A 19,144-nucleotide genomic window follows, 5' to 3' on the forward strand; every position below is an offset into this window, starting at 1 on the left:
CCCGATACTCATCGGCAACCCCGATACTCATCGGCAACCCCGATGCTCATCGGCTACCCGATAAGCAGCCGACCCTACCGGTACCCCGTGGACGCGTACTCGGCGACACCGGCCGGCCGTGCCTCGGGCGGCTCCGCCCGGTACTCGCGGTAGCCCCGGTGCAGCTCGATCTGGCGCAGGCACCGGGCGGACGCCGACTCCAGCCGCCACAGCCTGGCCCGCCCGGCGTTCCGGACCGACCACAGCAGGGCCGGCACCGTCATCCGGCGCATCCCCCGCGCCGCGGCCAGGGCGACCGCGGCGCGCACCGCCGGCGACAGCGGGTCGTCCAGCTCCCCCGGCGAGATCAGGTCTCCGAACAGTTCCTCGAGCGCCCGGCGATCCTGTCCGCGCAGCCTCGACTGCCGGACGAACGCGTCCAGGTCACGCTCGTGCAGGTGCTCCGCCCGCAAGGTGCGGTCGAAGACGCCGACCAGCCCGGCGCGCAGGCAGCGCAGGCCGAACGCCTGATCGCTGTGGTACCCCAGGCGCCGGCCGTCGGTTCGGAACCCGATCCGTAGCGCGTCCGACCGCCGCAGCGACACGTTCCCGGTCCACAGGCTGCGCAGGATCGTCGACCGGTCGGCCTCGTACCGGCGGCACTGCGCCTCGTACTCGTCGGCGTACAGGTGGCTCGCGAAGCCACCCGGGCGGCGTGCCGGTGACCGGCGCACCGGCATATACCCGAGCACCACCGCACTCGGCGTACCGGCGTGCACCCGGGCGTGCTTTTCGGCGAGACCGGGTCCGGCCAGCACGTCGTCGTCCAGGATCAGCACCACCTCGCCGGTCGCGTGCTCCACCCCGGCCTGCCGGGCGGCGGCGTCCCCGGCGTTGTCCTGCCAGACCGGACGGATCCGCGGATCCGCTGCCGCCAACTCGCTGAGCAGTTCGTAGGAGCCGTCGTACGAGCCGTCCACGACGACCACGATCTCCGTCGCGTACGCGTCCCGGGCCACCGCGGCGACCGTCTCGGCGAGCCTGTCCCGGCGGTTGTAGGTGACGATGACCGCTGACACGGATGGGAGACTCATCGGCTCCTCGACCTGGAGCCGGTGACGAAACATAGCGGGATCATATGCCGCGAGCTGGTGGTTGTGCGGATTCGTCCGGACGTGGCCGTGGGATGACCACCGTCTCGTCGATGGCCACGGTCGCCAGCTGCGAGACCACGTCCGCCGGGATCCGGGGTATCACCGCCGTCTCGTCGGCACGGGAGGGCGCTGGCCGCTCGGCCGCGCTCCCCCGGGACGGCGTCGGCGGGTGCGCGCCCGGCCCGGACCCGCTCCTGCGGGGCCGCGGGATCACCGCCGTGTCGTCCGGCCGCGGCTGGGGAATCACCGCCGTGTCGTCCGGCCGGAGTTGGGAAGCCACCGGCATCTCGGGGACCCGGGGTCGGGGGATCACCGCCGTGTCGTCCGGCCGCGGCTGAGAAGCCGCCGGCATCTCAGGCAGCCGGGGGCGGGGAATGACCGCCGTCTCGTCGGGCCGGGGCTGGGAAGGCACCGGCGGCTCACCGACCCGGGGTCGGGGAATCACCGCCGTCTCGTCGGCCGACACGGGCGTGAACAGTTCCCGGGCGTCCGCGGTGAACCACGGATTGACTTCACCCATCTTGACGGGCCCCCGCGGCGCCGAGGCCGGCCCGCCCGCACTCGGCCCGCCCGCACTCGGCCTGCCCGCACTCGGCCTGCCCGCACTCGGCGTGGCCGCGGGACGGCCCGCACCCGGCGCGGCGCCAGGCCTGCCCGCAGTCGGCGCCACCACCTGCGTCGCCGCGGGATCGTCGGCCTTGGACCGGGAAATCACCATGGTCTCGTCCGGCCTGGACCCGCCGAGCACCATGGTCTCGTCCGGTTTGGAGCCGGTCAGCACCATCGTGTCCCCGGGTGCGGCGCGCGGGATGACCATCGTCTCGTCCGGCCTGGAGTTGGTGAACACCACGGTCTGCTCACCCGGCAGCTCGGGCGCCCGCTTCTTGCCGGACGTCGACTTCTTGCGCGGCCGGGCCGGCACCACTGGCGTGGTCAGCGCCTTCGCCGCGGCCGACTGCGGGTCGCTGGACTGCTCGCCGCCCGTCCCGGACTCCGCTGCCCCGGCCGATTCCTCCGCGGAGGTCGAGTCCGCCGGGGGCGTCGGGGCGACCCGGACCAGCGCGACCCGGATCACGGTCGGTGCCATGAACACGCCCTCGACCACGAACGCCCCGGCGAGCCAGGCCACCAGCCCGGACAGCCCACCGTGGTGGCCGCCGACCCAGGCCGCACCGAGCTCCATGATGCCGATCGCCACCGCGTAGATGCTCGCCTGGCGCGCCCGCTGCTTCACCCGCGAGATGGCCACGTAGAACTGCCGGACGACGCCCACCACGTAGGTCAGCGCGAGAACCGACAGCGCACCGGAGGCCGAGGCGGCGTACTCGTGCCCGAACACGCTCATGATGGGCTTGGCGAGCACCGCGATGCCGGTCGACACCGGTACGCCGACGCCCAGCGCCAACGTCAGCCCGATGCGTACCCGTGCCCGCAGCCCGGCCAGGTCACCCCTGGCGACCGCGAACAGCGTGGTGGCGATGCTGCCCGGGATCATGGAAAGGAAGGACATGACCATCCACGCCGTGTAGAACGCGGCGTTGGCCCGGGTGGAGATCACCCCCGTGACCACCAGCGGCAGCGACGTACGCGGCAGGAACAGCGCCACGTTGAGCAGGTTGTGGTCGAGCGCGTTGCGCCCCAGACCCCGCAGGGCCGACAGGTGCGGCCGGACCGAACCGATCTCGCGGGAGCGCAGCGACAGCCAGAGCAGTGGCAGGGACAGCAGGATTCCGGCCACCCACGTGGCCAGGATCTCGCCGCCGGTCACCGCCACCGGCAGGAGGGCGACCACGCCGACGACCACCAGCTTGCCGACCGCGAAGTACGCGTTGCGCAGCAACTGCAGATGCCCGAGCAGCAGCCCGACCAGGCCCTCGTCGAACACCAGCATCGCGCCGTTGAGGCCCATCGCGACGATCAGCAGCAGGATGCCCAGCGGGGAGCCGAGCGAGCCGCGCAGGCCGGGGATCACGAACAGCGCCAGCCCGACGTAGATGAGCCCGCCGAGCGTCGACGCCGCCGCCGCGACCGTGACGCAGGTGGAGATCAGGCTCCACTGCCCCCTCTTGGCCTTGGGCAGCTCGGAGATGAGCAGCGTGCCCATCCCGAACATGCCCAGCGTGCCGACCAGGGTCATCGCGGAGATTCCCGCCGAGGCGGCGCCGACCGCGTCCGGCGAGAACGACCGGTCGGCGACCCACCAGTACACGAAGCCGAGCAGCGAGGTCATCACGCTGGTCGCCATCAGGGCGCCGGAGTTGCTGAGCAGGTCGCCGTTGCGCTTGACCACCCGCTGCAGCCGGTTACGTGGAGTCGCGGCGGTCGCGCTCTCGTAGACCGTCATCCAGCGCAGCGCCTCGAGCAGCGCCTCCCGGCGGTCGGCGGGGTTCGCGTGCGGGGTGTCGCGGGCGTTGCCGCTGTTGTAGAACGTCACTGCGGTAGCAGCCCGGACACGAAGACCGTGCGGTACGGCGTGGTCCCGTCACCCTTGAACAGGTTGGCCGTGACCCGGTCGCTGATCGGCACGTTCAGATCCTGCTTCCACACCTCGCCGGGCGCCAGGGACACCTGGTACCGCGGTCCGTCCGCGTCGCCCTCCTGCACCTGAACCGTGTACCGGGTCTGCTCCACCTCGTGGCAGTCCACCGAGAGGGTCACCGGGCGCACCTGGTCCGTCGAGTTCGGATCGTCGTCGGGCAGCATCGACAGCGCGGTGAACGCCTCCCGCCGCTGCAGGTTGGCGCTGTGCAGGCCGATGTAGGCCGCGCCGGCGAGCACCACCACCGCCAGCCCCAGCGGGGCGAGCCGCAGGGCGGTCCGGCGCGACCACCGGCCCTCCGGCGGCCGCACCGCCTGCGTGGTCACCGCCTGGGTGGTGGACGCCTGCGCGCTGACCGCCTGGGTCTTGATCGCCTGGGTTCTGACCGCCTGAGTCGTTCCCGGTGGGATCCGGGTCGCCTGGGCTGTTATCACCTGGGTGGCCGCCGCCGACAGGTCGCCCGGACGCTGCCCGGCGGGCGCTCCGAGGCCGTGCCGCCCACGCAGGTATCCGACGCCGGCCAGCACGACCGTGGTGAGCGCGCCGAGCCCGCCCCAGGTACCGGCCGTCAGGTGCAGGCCCACGACGTCCAGCAGCACGCCGCCGATCACCGGCACCGCCAGGCTCAGCGCCGGTACCAGCACCACGCGCTCCAGCCGGGACGGCCGGGCCGAGTCCGCGCCGGCGCCGGCACCCGTGCCCGTGTCGGGGAACAGCGCCAGGTTGCCCGCGACGCCGGGGAGCACGAAGACCAGCAGCAGTCCGGCCACCACCCGGGCCGGTCCGACCGCGTGCTGCAACGCGACGAGCCAGGCCAGCAGCGCCAGGGCAGCCGGCGCCGCGGCGGCCACCGCCGCCGAGCGCGTACCTGCCAGCCTCATGCGTTCCTCATGTCGTAAATCCGGATGGCGCCGTTGTCGTACACCCGGTTGATGCCCGCGACCTCGTCGAACTTGTTCAGGTTCCCGGCCGGGATCGGGGTCGTGCGCTTGCCGGCCTGCGGATCAACCGGAAAGTATGCCCCGGAGATGGGCAACTGCTGGGACATCCGGGTGTCGTCCCAGAGATAGTCGACCCCCAATGACTGGAGCAACAGCTCGTCATCAAGGTTCCACGTGCCGTCGTAGTAGAGCTTCGATGCCTCGCCGACCGGATTCTGCTCGCCGTAGGTGGACACCAGGGTAGCGCCGGTGATGTCGGCGGCCACCCGGTGATCCGGCCCGAGCCAGTCGTGCGTCCACACCGCGGCGCTCACCCCCTCCTCATCGACCGAGCGCTCATACCCCGACACCAGGTACGGTCCGGGCAACTCCTCCCAGTAGGGCGGCCACCCGCCCACCCGGGCACCAACCATGAGCAGGACCACGATGACCGGGCCGAGGATGACCGGGGGTACCCAGATCGGTCTTATCCGGTTCAGCCAGCCCTGCACCACCCGGCTCAGCGCGGCCGGCCGGGACGGCGGCCTCACCCGGGGTCGCCAGCCGACGAGCACCCCGGCCGCCACCATCGACATCGGGATGTACGTGAAGGTCGACGCCCGGCCGGCGAGTTCCGGCCCCTCAGCACCGACGAAGCGCACGGCCGTCGAGGCGAAGAAGACCAGCGAGCCGATCAGCGCCGCCGCCCGCCACGGGTCGAACCGGCCGGTCGCCCGCCAGCTCACCTGCGCGGCCCGGATCAGCAGGGCCAGCAGCGCCAGCAGGCCCAGCGCCTCCACCGCGAGCTGCCACAGCGGGTTGCCCGGCGATGACGATCCGCCGCTCGAACTCGCCCCGCTCAGTATCCCGGTCAGCCCGCTGGCCATCTGCTGGATCGGCGGCCCCAAATAGCCGAACACCTCGCGGGCCACCAGCGAGAACCACGCGATGACCACGACCGCGCCGGCACCCGCGACGATCAGGGTGCCCCAGCGCCGGGGCCGGGTCATCATCACCTCACAGATGCCGATCAGGCCGAGGGTGGCGACCGTGGCCGCCGCCGTGACATGGTGCGACATCGAGACCCCGACCAGCGCCACTCCGCACAGCACCGCGTACGGCACGGTCCGCCGCTGCCGGGGTTGCCATTTCCGGCTGGCCCACACCGCCAGCATCATGAAGGGCAGCGCCGCCGTCTGGTAGATGAACATCGAGTCGAAGAAGAGGTAGTGCAGCGCGGTCGCGTAGATCACGCATACCGCGCCGGCCAGTTCGGGCGAGCCTCCGGTGCTGCGTACCACCAGGAACAGCAGCCCGATGAAGGTCAGGTGGGCCACGGCGGCGACCAACAGACCGGCGTTGGTAATGGACAGTCCGGTGAGCGACGACAGCGACGCCGTCAACTCCTCCAGCCCAGGGAAGTGCACCGCCACCGGTAGCGCGTCGTTCGGTTGGAACAGCCGGCCGGCCTGCAGCAGGATGCTGGTACCCACCCAGTGCTGCAACTCGTCCGGGAACCGGAACTGATCCGGGCTGTAGAGCCATTTCTGCAGGTACTGGTCGACCGCCAGACCCATGACGAGCAGGAACGACTCCACGACGCCGGCCAGGCGGCCGAAGAACATCCGCACGGCGACCGGGGTGAAGACCAGGAACTGCCCGAGCCAGTACGCCGCGCCCGCCCAGCCCGCCCCGGTACGACCGCCCTGGTAGGACAGCGCCACGAGGAGCACGCCGAACGCGCACAGGGCGAGGATCTCCGGTGCCCGGCCGAGGGACGGCAGCAGGCGAGACGCGGGCGCGGCCGACCCGGCGGGCGCGGGAGCCTCGGCCACGCGGGGCAGCACGACGGTGGTGTCGGGCGCGGGTACGCCGAGCCGGGGCAGGACGGCCGTCTGATCCGGGGCGACCGCCGGCACCCGCGCGGCACTCTCGCCCTTTCGCTGCGCGGGTACCACCAGCCGGGCCCCGGTGTCTCCCGGCCGTGTGGCCCGAGGCCCCGCCCCAGAAGCAGCAGCCTGGGGTCCCTGAGCCCGTGCGGTGTTTGGCGTCCGTGCGGTGTTTGGAGTCCGTGGAGTGTTTGGAGTCTGTGGAGTTCCGGGAGTGCGTGGCGTTCCCGGCGTTCCCGGGCCGGCCGGCCTGGGCGGAGTCGCGGGACCGGCCGGCGGGCCGGACGGTGCCGTGCGTTGCCTGGGCACCACGGGCGCGGACGCCTGAGCCGCTCGTGACGGGGGTGGCGGGGCCGCGGGCGACCCGGGTACGCGCGCCGCCGACGGAGACGGGGTCGACTGGGGCGAGGTTGATTGCGGCGCGGCCGACTGGGGCGCGGCGCGCTGAGGTGACGCTGACCCCGCGGCTGGCCGGGACGCCGGAGGCGTACGCGGCGGCGCTGGAGGCGTGCGCGGCGATGCCGGCGAGGCTGGCGTTGTCGACGGCGCCTGCGAGGGCGGCATTGCCGGCGGCGCGACCGGCCTGGACGCTACCGTCCGTGCGGGCGGCGTCACCAACCTGGACGCCGGCTGGGCCGGCTGTGACGCCGCGCGCTGCGCGGGTACGCCCGGCTGGGCCGGCCGCGCGGGCTGCCCGGGCTGGGCCTGCCGCGTGGGCTGCCCGGGCTGGGCCTGCCGCGTGGGCTGAGCCTGCTGCCTGGGCTGAGCCTGCTGCGTGGACTGGGCCGGCCGCGTGGACTGGCCCGGCTGGCCCGGCTGCGTCGACTGGCCCGGCTGCGTCGTTCGAGCCGGCGCCGTCGACTGGGCCGGCCGCGCGGGCTGCCCGGGCTGGGCGGGCTGCGTGGACTGGGCCGGCCGGGTGGGCTGGACCACCGGTGCGGAGCCGGCCGGTCTGGCCTTGGCCGGAGGCACCGATTGAGCCGGCGGCTGAGTCGTTGCCTGCGGTGTGGGAGCCGATGGATGCGGCGCCGCTGACCGAGCCGGAGCGGCTGGTGGTGCCGAAGCCGCCGGTGGTGCCGGCGGAGTCACCGGCCTGGACGCCACCGTGCGTGCGGGCGGCGTCACCAACCTGGACGCCGGCCGAGCCGCTTCCGACGCCGTGCGCTGAGCGGGTACGCCAGGCTGAGCGGACGCACCGGGCTGAGCGGACGCACCAGGCTGAGCGGACGCACCGGGCTGAATAGTCGCGCCGGGCTGAGCGGACGTGCGGGGCTGAGCGGGGGCCGCACCCCGAGCGGGCGTTCCCGGCCGGGTCTGCGCCGAGGACTGAGCGGGCGGCACGGACCGGGCGGGCGGCACGGACCGGGCGGACGGCGAAGGCTGAACTGGCGCCGAAGGCTGAGCGGGCGGCACGCGGGAGGCCGCCGGCCGGGCCACCTCCGGCCGCACGGGCTGGGCCGGTACCGACTGAGCCGGCGCCGCACGCTGGACCGGCGGCGCGGGCGGGGCCGGCTGCGCGGCCGACGCCGGCTGCGCACGCTGCACCGGCTGCGTGCCCGAGCCCGGCTGCGCACGCTGCGCCGGCTGCGTGCCCTGGACCCGCTGCGTCCCCTGGGCCGGCTGCGCCGACGATGCGCCCTGCGCCGGCTGGGCCGGCGATGCGCCCTGGGCCGGCCGCGCCGGCGATGCGCCGTGCGCCGGCTGCGCACGCTGGGCCGGTGGCGTAACCGGCGCGGAGGCCTTGGGGCGCTGCTCCGAGGCGGGCCGGGGCCGCGGAATCCCGGCCGGCTGCTGACTCCCCGCCGGCTGCGAAGTCCTGGCCGGCTGCTGACTCCCCGCCGGCTGCGAAGTCCCGGCCGGCTGCGGCAGGCTCGAGTCCGTCCGGGGGTTCACCGCCGTCTCGTCCGGTTTCCGCGTCGCGGCCGCGATCCGCGGGATGACCGAGGTCTCCTCGGCCGACTGCGCCGGTGGCCGCTGGCGCGCCGCACGGTCGGCCGCAGGATCATCCCGTCCCGATCGGGAGCCGTTCGGGGCGGTCGAGCCGTCGTCGTTCTCGTTCATGTGCGCCGCATCGTCTGTGTTCGACTGGTCTGGCTCGGCGCGTCTGGTGCCGCGCGACGACCGAGACCAGTCGCGCGTCGCGGTGCGAGCAAGCCTCGCAGGTACGCCAGCGGACCGGCGAGCATCCCCCGCCGGTTGGCCGACATCAGCTCGGCCGGGAAGTTCTCGTCGAGGCCCGCGTTGCGCAGGCTGTCGTCGCCGTTCAGGTCGCGCAGCGCGGTGGGAATCAGGCGCAGCAGCGGAAACAGCACGAGCGGATTGTGCAGCACCAGACTGGTGTACGCCGCGGTGAGCCCGCAGCCGTACCCGCGCATCTGCCGCCTGAGCCCGTCCAGGTCGCGCCGGTGGTAGTGGCGGCAGATCGCGCTCGGCTGGTAGACGATCGTCCCGCCCTTGCGCAGCACCTGCGTGAAGGCCAGCGTGTCCTCGGAGCCCATGGCCGGCGTACCGGCGCCCAGCGCGCGGTCGAAGCCGCCGATGCGCTCGATGACGCCGGGCCGGAACGTCATGTTCGCTCCGGTACCGAACGGTGGCAGCGGGTACAGCGGGCTCTGCCGGTGCGCGGTCGCCGGACCGAACACGTCGGGAGTGAACCCGCGACCCTTGCTGTGCCCGCCGAACTGTTCGAACAGCAGCTGCGCCTGGGTCTCCAGCTCGGCCGGCACGATGACCCCGGACACCACCGAGGCGTCTGGGTGGTCGGCGAGCGCGCGGGCCACCTCGGCGAGCCAGTACCGGTCAGCCCGCTCGTCGTCGTCGATCCAGGCGAGGATCTCGCCGGGTGCCGAGGCCACCGCCCGGTTCCGGGCGCGGGACAGACCGGGTACGGGCTCGACCAGGTAGTCCACCGGCCCGCGTTCGGCGGCCGCCCGGGCCACCCGGGCCGTCGCGTCCGTCGCCGGCGCGTTGTCCACGACCAGTACGCGCAGCCGCGGGTACGCCTGGTCGAGCAGGCTGTCCAGGCACGCCGCGAGCTGTTCCGGACGTTCACGGGTGCACACGACCACCGTGATCGGCGGCGCGTCGCGCAGCACCTCCTCGCGCCGGGCCAGGAACGGCACCGGCCCCGGCACGGTGATCCCGCCAACCGGGAGCTGCCCGTCGGCGATCCCACCGGCGGCGGCGACCCGCTCGGCGATGGCCGGACCGAACCGGGCCAGCACGGCACCCGCGAGCTGTTCGGGTGCCAGCCCCCCATCCGGTACGTCGAGGACGGCGAAGCCCAGCGGCTCGGTGAACAGCCGTACCAGCAGCCAGATCCGATCGGCGCGGCGGCCGGCCGGGTCGGTGGCCGGAATCGCCGGCAGCGCCTCGGACAGCTCCAGGTCACGCACGACCGCCGGTACCCGCGCCCCGGCACCGGTCGGCTCCACCACGGATGCGAGGCTCACGCCGGCTCCCTCACCGCTGTGCCGGTCGAGGGCTGGCCGGAGGGAACGGGCGTACCCGCGCGGTTCGGCCGTACCGTCTCCATCGCGCCACCGGCCGCGGCGGCGCACATTCCGGCGAGCACCGCGGCGGCGCGTCCGGCGTTGGCGACGCCCTGGCCGCGCAGCGCGCCGCTTACTCCCCGGCCGATCGCCCGGGGCAGCGTGCGGCGCAGGTAGTCCCGCTCGGAGTCCAGGCTCTCCCGCCCGTCGTTGAGCCGGCCCATCTCAACCTTGCCGCGGCCCTCGTTGAAGCAGCGGCCCAGGAAGAATCGGACGGTGGTCCGCGCGGTGGGCACCGGGTGGTCGATGCGCGCCTCCGGCACGTACATCCACCGGCCGCCGGTCGCCTTACTCATCCGCAGGCACAGGTCGGTGTCCTCCGGCCGGGCCCGGTCGCCGACCTTGCCGAAGCCGACCCGGAAGCCAGCGACCGCGTCAAAGGCGTCCCTGCGCACCGCCATGCTGGCCGACCACACGTTGCGCACCTGCGCGGTGACTGTGGGCATCCCGGTGTACGAACCGCCGACGGCCCACAGGAACTCGTCGGGAAACCACGACGGCCGCGGGCTCTCCCACACCGGCACGATCGCCCCACCCGAGCCGACGACCCGCGGATCCTCGAACGGTTCAGACAGGCCGGCCAGCCACCCCGGGTGCGCGTACGCGTCGTCGTCGAGCAGGGCGATGATCGGGGTGCTGGTGTGCGCGACCCCGGTGTTGCGGTTACCCGAGACGCCGCGGTCGAATTCGTTGGCCACCACCGTCACGCCGGTCAACGTCGAGGCCGCGTAGTCCAGTAGCGCGTCGTTGTGGTCAACGCTCACCACGACCTGTGCCGGGGCCGGTCGCTGCGCCTGCGCCGAGGCGACGGCCCGAGCCAGCTGCTCCTTGCGCTTCTCGGTATGGCACGGAATGACCACGCTGACTCCAGCGTCCGCCACGGCTATCACTTCCTCTCGGCGGTGACCTGGCCGGATGCCGGCTCGGGCGGCACCTCGGCCGGCCGTGCCGGCGCCGGCAACTCGACGGTGTCGGAGTCGACCGACATGATGCGCCGCTCCCGCTTGAGCAGCTCACGGTGGCGACGGTACTCGGCGAAGATGGTGCGCAGCACCCGGCGGCCGTCACCGAACGCGTTGAGGTTGCTCACCCCGTGCAGGCGCGCCGCCTCGACGCTGGCGACCTCCGCGATCCGCAGGCCATGGCTGGCGACCCGGACGTTGATGAGGGTTTCGATCTCGAACCCGTCGCCCCACAACCGGTCGCCGTTGGCCGGCCTGGGCAGCTCGACGTCGGGCAGGTCCATCACCTTCAGTGCCTCGCGCCAGAACGCGTTGTACCCGTAGCACAGGTCGGTGAAGTGTGTGCGGAACAAGAGGTTGACGGTCGCGTTGAGGAAGTAGTTGCCCAGCTTGCGGAAGCGCGTGATGTCGTGGCTGCCGCCGCCCGGCCGGAACCGTGAGCCCTTCGCGTAGTCGGAGCCGGCGAGCAGCGCGTCGACGAAGCGCGGGATCTCGGCGGGATCGGTCGATCCATCGGCATCGATCATCACCACGATGTCGCTGGTGCTGACGGCGAAGCCGCAGGCCAGCGCGTTGCCCTTGCCGGTACGCGTCTGCTGCACCACGATCACTGACGGCATCACCTCGCGCGCCTTGGCGACCGTACCGTCGACCGAACCGCCGTCGACCAGAATCACCTCGGCGATGTCGGCCGGCATGCGGCTCAACACATAGGGAAGATTGCGTTCCTCATTGAGCGCCGGAACGATGACGCTGACCCGCAGCCTCGGTTGTTGAGTGTGGGATGTCTCACCCGAGCCCGCTGGCTGCCCCATCTGCCGCCTCCCCACGCTCGGCCCATCCGCCTCGACTCTCTCGCTCATTGGATAGCGCTTTGCGGCTCACATGCATTACAGATGGTTGCGGGAACGATCAACCTGAATCTCCAAATGCCGTAACACTCACCGGTCCAACGTCCCCCGGTGAGCAGGCGACGCCGCGCCAGAATAACGGCTCCGAACCGTACCCACGATAGGCGAGGCTCGGCGCCTCCCTCTGATCAGATAAGAGTCACGACAAGTCGGATACGAGTGTTGGCGAAGCAGACGATCGACAGTGGCCCAGGTCGGCAATCCGACATGCCAATGCGGTGCGGGGCGGGGGCCCCGGTCGGCGGTGCCGGGCACGGCGAAACGCGCTGTCCGCCACCCATCCACGGTCAGCAATCAATACCTTTTTTTACAGTGCGCTAGCAGGAAAAACTACAGTTGGTAAAATGTGAGCAACGATTTGTACATGCACCTCTGGAACGGCTGAACCTTGCTCTGTCTGTGTGGTCACTCGCGTGACGAGCACACGCACTACCGATCGGGATCGGAGTGCGTCACGTGCCCCGCTGGCCACTGCGACCGGTACCGGCGGATGCCCTGGTGGCGACGTACCGCCGCGGCGGTACGTCGCCAATCCGGCCGAATTCAACGCAAGGAGCTGAGGACCTCGCGCCCCAGCGGCTGACGCGGCTCCGGCACCCGCGGCTCGGGCGCGGCCGGCACGCTCCGCCGGGGCTCGGCCGGCCGCCGCGGCTCGAGCCGGGCCGGCTCCGGCGCGGACGCGAGCGGGCACCCGCCGACCGACTGGCGCGGCTTGGGCACCACTCGCGGATCCGCCACCGCCGGCGCGGCGATCCGGCCGTACCGGGCCAACTCGGCGGCCACCGCGTCGAGGTAGAAGTTCGGCCGCTGGTCGGCCTCGTGGTAGTACCGGTGGAACACCGGGGTAGCCGCGCCCGACATCGGCGGCACTATCCAGCTCCAGTCCGCCGGCGTGCGGCGGCCGGCCCGCCGCTCCCGCTCCACGTGCGCGAGGAAGCGGCGCGCCTCGGTGTGGTGGTCCGAGATGCGTACCCCCGCCGCCTGGAAGGACCACAGCACCGCGCGGTTGAGCTCCACCAACGCGCGGTCGCGCCACAGCGTCGCCTCGCTGGTGGTGTCCAGCCCCAGCCGGGCCGCGATCGCCGGCAGCAGGTCGTACCGGTCCGGGTCGGCGAGATTGCGCGCACCGATCTCGGTACCCAGGTACCAGCCGTTGAACGGCGCGAGCGGGTAGTGCACCCCGCCGATCGTCAGCCGCATGTTGGAGATCACCGGTACCGCGTGCCAGCGCAGCCCCAGTTCGGCGAACCACCGCTGCTCCGGGTGGCGCAGCGACACCTCGAGCACCGTGTCCTCGGGCAGTTCGAACAGGCGCACCCCGTCCCCCGGCGCCTCGATGGCCAGCGGCAGCACGTCGAACTCGCCCCGCTTGCCCTGCCACCCCAGCCGGGTCACCGTCTCGGTGAAGTCGACGTACCGCGGGTCGCCGACCACCCGGCCGTCGGGCAGCCGGTACCCGGCGTAGCGGATCAGCTGCTCGTTCCACACCCGGGGGTACGGTCGGCCCGGCCGGGCGGGGGCGAAGATCGAGATCACCGGGCGGATCCGGCCCGCCCGGCGCGTGGCGTCCTCGGCGTGTAGCTCGGACGCCGGGCCACCGCCGGCCAGCCGCAGGTGATCGACCAGGTCGTCGAAGATCTGCTCGGCCGTACCGGACCCGCGCCGGTCCCGCACGACCAGGCTGCGCCAGTACAGGCGGCCGACGCACCGGCTCGCGTTGCGCCAGGCGGCCTGCGCGCCGAAGGTCAGCTCCCGGCGGGTGTGCGCGTAGGTGCCGGTGTCCTCGATCTCGGCGCGTACCCGGGCCAGCCGCCGCTCCACCGGGCCGACGTCCCGATTCTCCCGGTGGAACAGCCGGATGAACTGCTCAGCCTCGTCCCAGCTGACCGAGGCGGTGTCGTCCCACGGCTGGATCGGGGTGTCGCGGTAGCCCGGTATGCCGGCCATGATTCCTCCATCCTGCATTGATGCCGATTGCCACCAGAAGGTCGCATGGCGTCACAAATGGATTCCAGGGCGTGTCGCTGACGGTCGCACAGGCCGTCCGTCTGCGCCGGCGGCCGTCAGCGCCGGTGCCTCGATACTCCGGACTGCCGTCCCAACATCCGGTAAGCCATCGCCCCGTGGGGCGCCCGGGGGACGGCTCGCCCACGTCCCGGGGGGTGCCCGCTGGCGGGCAGCGCCGACTAACCCGTAGACTCGCTACACATGAAGGCCGATGCTCTCCGCGGGCACCTCGACGCGCTCCTACTCGCCGTGCTCGACAGTGAGCCCCGGCACGGGTACGCGATCATCGAGGCGCTGCAGGAGCGCAGCGGAGGCGTGCTCAACCTGCCCACCGGCACCGTCTACCCCGCCCTGCGCCGCCTCGAGCGCGCCGGGCTGGTCGAGAGCGCGTGGAGCACGGTCGGTGGCCGGGAACGGCGCACCTATCAGCTGACCGCCGCCGGCCGCCGCACGCTGACCGCCGAGCGCACCGCCTGGCACGAGTTCGCCAGCACGATCGGCGCCGTGCTCACGCCCCGACCGGCCGCCGGCTGATCCGTCGCTGGGCCGCACGCTGGGCCCGGCTCGTGGCCAGGCACCGCCACGCGCACACCGCCGCGTAGTCGAACGCCACCCACATGGCCGCCCCGGCGCCCAGCAGCGGCCACCGCACCGCCGCCGGCCACTGCGCCACGCTCCACAGATAGACCACGCCGCCGGCGATGCCGTGCACCAGCAGGAAGGTCAGGGCCCCGTACCCGACCGCGTGGGTCAGCCGCACGCCGTCCCGCACGTACCGGCTGCCCCAGCCGAAGCCGAGCAGCACGACCGCGGCCAGCAGCCCGCCGGCCAGGGAGAGGTAGTCGAAGCTGGAGGCGAGCCTCAGGTACCCGGCGGACATGGGGTGCCCACCCGGCCACGGGCCGTGCCGCCACATCAGGGGGGCGAGCAGGTACAGCGTGGGCAGCGCCAGCGCGATCAGCATGGCGGTGCGCCGGCCCTGCGCCACCGCCAGCTCCGCCTGGTAGTCGGGGACGATCTCCTGGTACGAGCCGAACTCGGCGACCGCCCGGCGCTGGGCGTCCGCCGGACTCAGCCCCGCGTCCTCGTATGCCTCGGCCGCGTCGATCAGGCTGTCGCGCGCCTCGGCCACCAGGTCATCGCGGACCCGGCGCGGACCGCGCAGTGCCGCGGCCAGGCCGGCCGCGTAGCCCTCGATGTCAACAGCGGACACCATTTCAGCGTCCCATACCACTGGCGAAGGTCGACTCCGGGACCTCCCTGATTCCGGCCCACGTGGAGTACCATCCGGGCCCTTCGACCAGGGCGTCGTGCGGGCCACGCTGGGAGATCCGGCCGTCGATGAGCACCACGATCTCGTCAAAGGCGCGCAGATCAACCAGCCGGTGAGTGACCATCACCACGGTGTGCCCGTCGGCGGCCCGCAGCACGTCGGCCAGGACCGCGTCGGCGGCCTCCGGGTCCAGCCCCTCGGTGGGCTCGTCCAGCACCAGCACCGGCGGCGGATCGAGCAGCGCGCGGGCCAGCAGGAGCCGCTGGCGCTGGCCCCCGGACACCTGGGCGCCGTCCTCGCCGACCAGTTCGTCCAGCCGCTGCGCCCAGTCGGCCAGCCCGGCGACCGCGAGCGCCCGGCCCAGCGCCGCATCGTCGAACCCGGCCCGGCCCAGCGTGAGGTTCTCCCGTACCGAGGCGTGAAACACGTACCCGTCGGCCAGCACCCCGCCGGAGCGCGGCCAGCCCAGCGCCTCGCGCCCCTCTGCCGCACCGCCCTCCGACGGGCCCACGCGCACCGGGCCACCGTCCGGCGTGGCACCGTCCGGCGTGGCACCGTCCGGCGCCGCACCGCTGACCGAGAGCCGGCCGGCGGTCGGCTGGACCGCCCCGGTCAGCACCCCGAGCAGCGTCGACTTGCCGGCACCGCTGGGCCCGACCACGGCCACCCGGCGGCCGGGCGGCAGTTCCAGGTCGACGCCGTCCAGCGCGGGCACCGGGCCACCGGGATACCGCACGGTGAGCTGCCGCGCCACGATGGCCGGTGGAGCCACGATGGCCGAGGGCTCACCCGCCCCGGGCTCAGCCGACCCGGGCTCACCCGCCCCGGGCTCAGCCGACCCGGACTCGCCCGGTAGCTCGTCGCCGGCCAGCAGCAGCGGCCGGACCCGTTGCCAGGCTCCGCGCAGTTCGGCGTAGCGCACCGCCGCACCGAGCAGCGGGAGAACCGCCTCCACCGCCGCCAGCGCCAGCAGGGACAGCACCGCCACCATGACCGACGGGCCGCCCCGCACGCTCAGCGCGAGCACCCCGATCGCCGTGGCGCCCGGCACGAGCGCGCCGACCGCTCCGGTCACCGCGCCGGCCACGCCAGCCCGGCGCTCCAGCCTGGCCAGGGCCGAGGACTGCCCGGCCGCGTCGGCCAGGGCCGCCTCGGTAGCGCCGAAGGCGGCCAGGTCCGCGGCGCCGGCCAGCACATCCACCGACGCAGCCAGGTACCGGCCGCGCACCTGGGCTATCCGCGCGGCGGCGCGGCTGGCCAGCAGGTACGCCAGCGCGGGCAACGCGAGCCCGGCCACCAGCAGCCCGGCCAGCAGCAGCAGCGCCGCCCGGCCGGAGAACGCGGCGGTGAACCCGACCGTGACCAGCGCCACGATCCCGCCGACCCCGGCCGGGATCGCGCAGCGCAGCAACAGATCCTGCACACTGTCCACATCGGACACCAGGCGGGCCAGCAGGTCGCCGCGCGGAAGCGGATCGGTGCCACGGCTGGCGGTCGCGTAGACCCGGGTACGCAGCCGGGCCAGTACTCGAAGCGCCGCGTCGTGGCCGGCCAGCCGCTCGACGTAGCGCAGCGTCCCCTTGGCCACGGCCAGCCCGCGCACGGCCACGATGGCCACGGTCAGCGCGACGATCGGTGGCCGCTGCGCGGCCCGGCTGATCAACCAGGTGGCCGTGGCCAGCAGGCCGAGGCCGGACAGGTCGGTGGCGGCAGACAGCAGCGCCGCCAGGAGCAGCTGCCAGATGCCCCCGCCCCGGGCAACCAGCCGCGCTCCGGCGAACCTCGCGCCCGGCGCGCCGGTACCGGCGGGCCTCGTCACGCGACCCCACCCCCCTCGGCCACCACGAGACCGGCGTGATCGGCGTCGCGCGAATAGTGACGACGGTCTCCCTCGCCCCGAGCGCCGCCGCCCGGGTCGGGCTCGGCGACCCGCTCGCGTACCGCTCCGTCGGACACCTCGAGGATCCGGTCCGCCCTCGCGACCAGGGCGGGCCGGTGCGCCACCAGCAGCGCGGTTCGGCCCTGCGCGAGGGTGCCCGCCGCCGCCAGCACCGCCGCCTCGCTGGCCGAGTCGAGGCGGGCGGTCGGTTCGTCGAACAGCAGCAGTGAGGCGCCGGAGCGCAGGTACGCCCGGGCCAACGCGAGGCGCTGGCGCTGCCCGCTGGAAAGCCCGTACCCGCGCTCCCCCAGCACCGTCGCGTACCCGGACGGCAGGGTGGTCACGAACCCGTGCGCCTGGGCCGCCTCGGCGGCGGTCGCCACGGCCTCGGCGGTGGCGTCCGGCGCACCCAACCGGATGTTGTCCAGCACGGAGGCGGCGAACAGGTGCGGCCTCTGCGGTACCCAGGCCAGCCGCTCTCGCCACGCCCGCAGGTCCACCGTTGACAGGTCGGCACCGTCGACCAGGATCCGACCGTCCCGCGGCTCGAGGAACCCGAGCAGCAGGGAGAGCACCGTGGTCTTGCCGGCGCCGCTCGGCCCGACCAGCGCGACCCGCTCACCGGGCGCGACGGTGAAGGACACCTCGCGCAGCACCGGCTCGCCCGAGTACCCGGCCGACACCCGGTCGAAGATCAGCTCCACGGCGCCCGGGTCGGGCACCCGAGCCTCGGTCCGGCTCGGGGCCTCGGTCCGGCTCGGGGCCTCGGTCCGGCTCGGGGCCTCGGTCCGAGCCCGGGTCTCGGTCCGGCTCCGGGTCTCGTCCGCGCCGGCGGCTGGCGGCGACTCCGGCTCCAGTACGGCGAACGCGTCCGCCGCGGCCGCCAGCCCTTCCTGGCTGGCGTGGAACTGCGCGCCGGCCGCCCGCAACGGCGCGTACGCCTCCGGCGCGAGCAGCAGCACCAGCAGCGCCACCGGCAGTGTCACCCTGCCGTCGAGCAGCCGCAGGCCGACCGGCACCGCCACCAGCGCCACCGACACGGTGGCCACCAGTTCCAGCACCAGGGCGGACAGGAACGCCACCCGAAGCGTGGCCATGGTCGCGCCGCGGTACTTCTCGGCCATCCCCCGGACCACGTCGACCTGTGCCCGGGCCCGGCCGAAGGCGCGCAGCGTCGGCATACCGGAGAGCATGTCCAGGAAGTGGCCGCCGAGCCGGGACAGCAGCCGCCACTGTCGCTCGGTACGCGACCGGGTGTGCACCCCGACCAGGATGGCGAAGATCGGGATCAGCGGCAGAGTGAGCAGGATCACCAGTGCCGAGGTGCGGTCGCCGAAGGCCAGCCGGGCCAGCACCGCCACCGGTACGGTCACGCCGAGCACCAGCGTCGGCAGGTACCCGGTCAGGTAGTTGTCCAGCGCGTCCACCCCGCGGCCGACCAGGGTGGCCAGTTCACCCGCGCGCTGGCCGGCCAGCCAGCCCGGTCCCCGCTGGGTCGCCGCGTCCAGCAGCCGCTCGCGCAGGCCGGCCTTCACGTTGGCCGCGGCGCGGGCGGCCAGCATGCCCTGGCCGGCGTGGTGCGCCGCGCGCAGCGCCACGACCACCGCGGTCGCCACCAGCGCGGCCCGGTCCAGCCGCCCGCCCACCCCGGCCGCCACCAGCCTGGACAGGGCGCTGGCCTGTGCCACGACGAGGATCGCCGCGAGCACCCCGGAGCCGGTCACCGCGATGAAGTAGCCGCGCAGGCCCGGCAGGCGCATCAGCCGTGGATCGACCGGACGCATCGCGGAATCACCACCCGAAACGGCATGACAGATACCTCCGCGACATGTTGTCAGCCTACATGTGAGCGCTTGCCGCCCACCATTCGCCTCCGTGTGATCCCGGGCCCGACCGGGCGCTCTCATCCGGACCCGGCACCGGGAATCACGTCCAACCCTAGGCCGGGGTTCGACCGGGACGCCGGCGCGGACCAGGCAGGACCCGGTCCGGGCGCACGGGGGCCGGATCCGGTGCCGGGACCCGACCCCGTTGCCCGGACCGGTCGCTGCCAGGGCGCCGCCGAGCGGGCCCGCCGCGC

13 protein-coding genes are annotated in these 19,144 nt (G+C 73.6%); 2 read left to right on the forward strand and 11 right to left on the reverse strand.

The features are described from left to right. Nucleotides 1-74: 74 nt before the first annotated feature. From ABEA87_RS07865 to ABEA87_RS07880, 4 genes are read right to left on the reverse strand one after another with little or no spacing between them, the layout of a single operon-like run. Nucleotides 75-1,073: a glycosyltransferase family 2 protein gene (locus ABEA87_RS07865; RefSeq protein ID WP_345627456.1), complete on the reverse strand. Its 999-nt coding sequence runs from the start codon at nt 1,071-1,073 to the stop codon at nt 75-77. Between the two features lie 40 nt (nt 1,074-1,113). Continuing rightward, nucleotides 1,114-3,567, reverse strand: a complete 2,454-nt coding sequence (locus tag ABEA87_RS07870) for a hypothetical protein (RefSeq protein WP_345627458.1) — start codon at nt 3,565-3,567, stop codon at nt 1,114-1,116. Continuing rightward, the gene (locus ABEA87_RS07875) at nt 3,564-4,553 is read right to left on the reverse strand and encodes a DUF1616 domain-containing protein (RefSeq protein ID WP_345627459.1); all 990 of its coding nucleotides are present in this window, start codon (nt 4,551-4,553) and stop codon (nt 3,564-3,566) included. The genes ABEA87_RS07870 and ABEA87_RS07875 overlap by 4 nt, the downstream gene beginning before the upstream one ends. Then, a complete protein-coding gene (locus ABEA87_RS07880) occupies nt 4,550-6,511 on the reverse strand; it encodes a hypothetical protein (protein ID WP_345627461.1) in 1,962 nt (653 codons plus the stop codon). Before ABEA87_RS07880 ends, ABEA87_RS07875 begins: the two co-directional genes overlap by 4 nt. 745 nt (nt 6,512-7,256) lie before the next feature. Here ABEA87_RS07880 and ABEA87_RS07885 point away from each other — a divergent pair. Beyond that, complete coding sequence (locus ABEA87_RS07885; protein WP_345627463.1) at nt 7,257-7,460, forward strand: hypothetical protein; 204 nt, start codon at nt 7,257-7,259, stop codon at nt 7,458-7,460. 1,078 nt (nt 7,461-8,538) lie between these two features. On the opposite strand, the gene ABEA87_RS07890 is transcribed toward ABEA87_RS07885, so the two are convergent. The 4 genes from ABEA87_RS07890 to ABEA87_RS07905 all read right to left on the reverse strand — a co-directional run bounded on the left by ABEA87_RS07890 (nt 8,539) and on the right by ABEA87_RS07905 (nt 13,852). Beyond that, nucleotides 8,539-9,933 carry a glycosyltransferase family 2 protein gene (locus ABEA87_RS07890; protein ID WP_345627464.1) on the reverse strand — a complete coding sequence of 465 codons (1,395 nt, stop codon included), beginning with the start codon at nt 9,931-9,933 and terminating at the stop codon, nt 8,539-8,541. Next, complete coding sequence (locus ABEA87_RS07895; protein WP_345627466.1) at nt 9,930-10,913, reverse strand: glycosyltransferase family 2 protein; 984 nt, start codon at nt 10,911-10,913, stop codon at nt 9,930-9,932. Before ABEA87_RS07895 ends, ABEA87_RS07890 begins: the two co-directional genes overlap by 4 nt. Before the next feature lie 5 nt (nt 10,914-10,918). Then, nucleotides 10,919-11,809 (reverse strand): glycosyltransferase family 2 protein, encoded by an 891-nt coding sequence (locus ABEA87_RS07900; RefSeq protein WP_345627467.1) that lies wholly within the window; start codon nt 11,807-11,809, stop codon nt 10,919-10,921. A gap of 639 nt (nt 11,810-12,448) precedes the next feature. Beyond that, on the reverse strand, nt 12,449-13,852 hold the full coding sequence (locus tag ABEA87_RS07905) for a nitric oxide synthase oxygenase (RefSeq protein WP_345627469.1): 1,404 nt from the start codon (nt 13,850-13,852) through the stop codon (nt 12,449-12,451). 261 nt (nt 13,853-14,113) lie between these two features. On the opposite strand from ABEA87_RS07905, the gene ABEA87_RS07910 reads away from it, so the two are divergent. Then, entirely contained in the window at nt 14,114-14,446 is a 333-nt protein-coding gene (locus tag ABEA87_RS07910; protein ID WP_345627470.1) for a PadR family transcriptional regulator, read from the forward strand. Here ABEA87_RS07910 and ABEA87_RS07915 read toward each other — a convergent pair. The 3 genes from ABEA87_RS07915 to cydD are packed head-to-tail and all read right to left on the reverse strand — an operon-like array spanning nt 14,421 to nt 18,848. Next, nucleotides 14,421-15,125: a permease prefix domain 1-containing protein gene (locus ABEA87_RS07915; protein ID WP_345627472.1), complete on the reverse strand. Its 705-nt coding sequence runs from the start codon at nt 15,123-15,125 to the stop codon at nt 14,421-14,423. The two genes, ABEA87_RS07910 and ABEA87_RS07915, sit on opposite strands and share 26 nt — an antisense overlap. 4 nt (nt 15,126-15,129) lie before the next feature. Beyond that, on the reverse strand, nt 15,130-17,004 hold the full coding sequence (locus ABEA87_RS07920; RefSeq protein ID WP_345627474.1) for an amino acid ABC transporter ATP-binding/permease protein: 1,875 nt from the start codon (nt 17,002-17,004) through the stop codon (nt 15,130-15,132). After that, entirely contained in the window at nt 17,001-18,848 is a 1,848-nt protein-coding gene (cydD, locus tag ABEA87_RS07925; RefSeq protein WP_345627476.1) for a thiol reductant ABC exporter subunit CydD, read from the reverse strand. The genes ABEA87_RS07920 and cydD overlap by 4 nt, the downstream gene beginning before the upstream one ends. Nucleotides 18,849-19,144 lie beyond the last annotated feature (296 nt).

This window comes from Rugosimonospora acidiphila (assembly GCF_039543385.1).
GTDB lineage: Bacteria > Actinomycetota > Actinomycetes > Mycobacteriales > Micromonosporaceae > Rugosimonospora > Rugosimonospora acidiphila.

Bases quoted from the DNA above. Each gene is read 5' to 3' on its own strand.
- ABEA87_RS07865 (WP_345627456.1), bottom strand. From the start codon at position 1,073: ATGAGTCTCCCATCCGTGTCAGCGGTCATCGTCACCTACAACCGCCGG.
- ABEA87_RS07875 (WP_345627459.1), bottom strand. From the start codon at position 4,553: ATGAGGCTGGCAGGTACGCGCTCGGCGGCGGTGGCCGCCGCGGCGCCG.
- ABEA87_RS07900 (WP_345627467.1), bottom strand. From the start codon at position 11,809: ATGGGGCAGCCAGCGGGCTCGGGTGAGACATCCCACACTCAACAACCG.
- ABEA87_RS07905 (WP_345627469.1), bottom strand. From the start codon at position 13,852: ATGGCCGGCATACCGGGCTACCGCGACACCCCGATCCAGCCGTGGGAC.
- ABEA87_RS07910 (WP_345627470.1), top strand. From the start codon at position 14,114: ATGAAGGCCGATGCTCTCCGCGGGCACCTCGACGCGCTCCTACTCGCC.
- cydD (WP_345627476.1), bottom strand. From the start codon at position 18,848: ATGCGTCCGGTCGATCCACGGCTGATGCGCCTGCCGGGCCTGCGCGGC.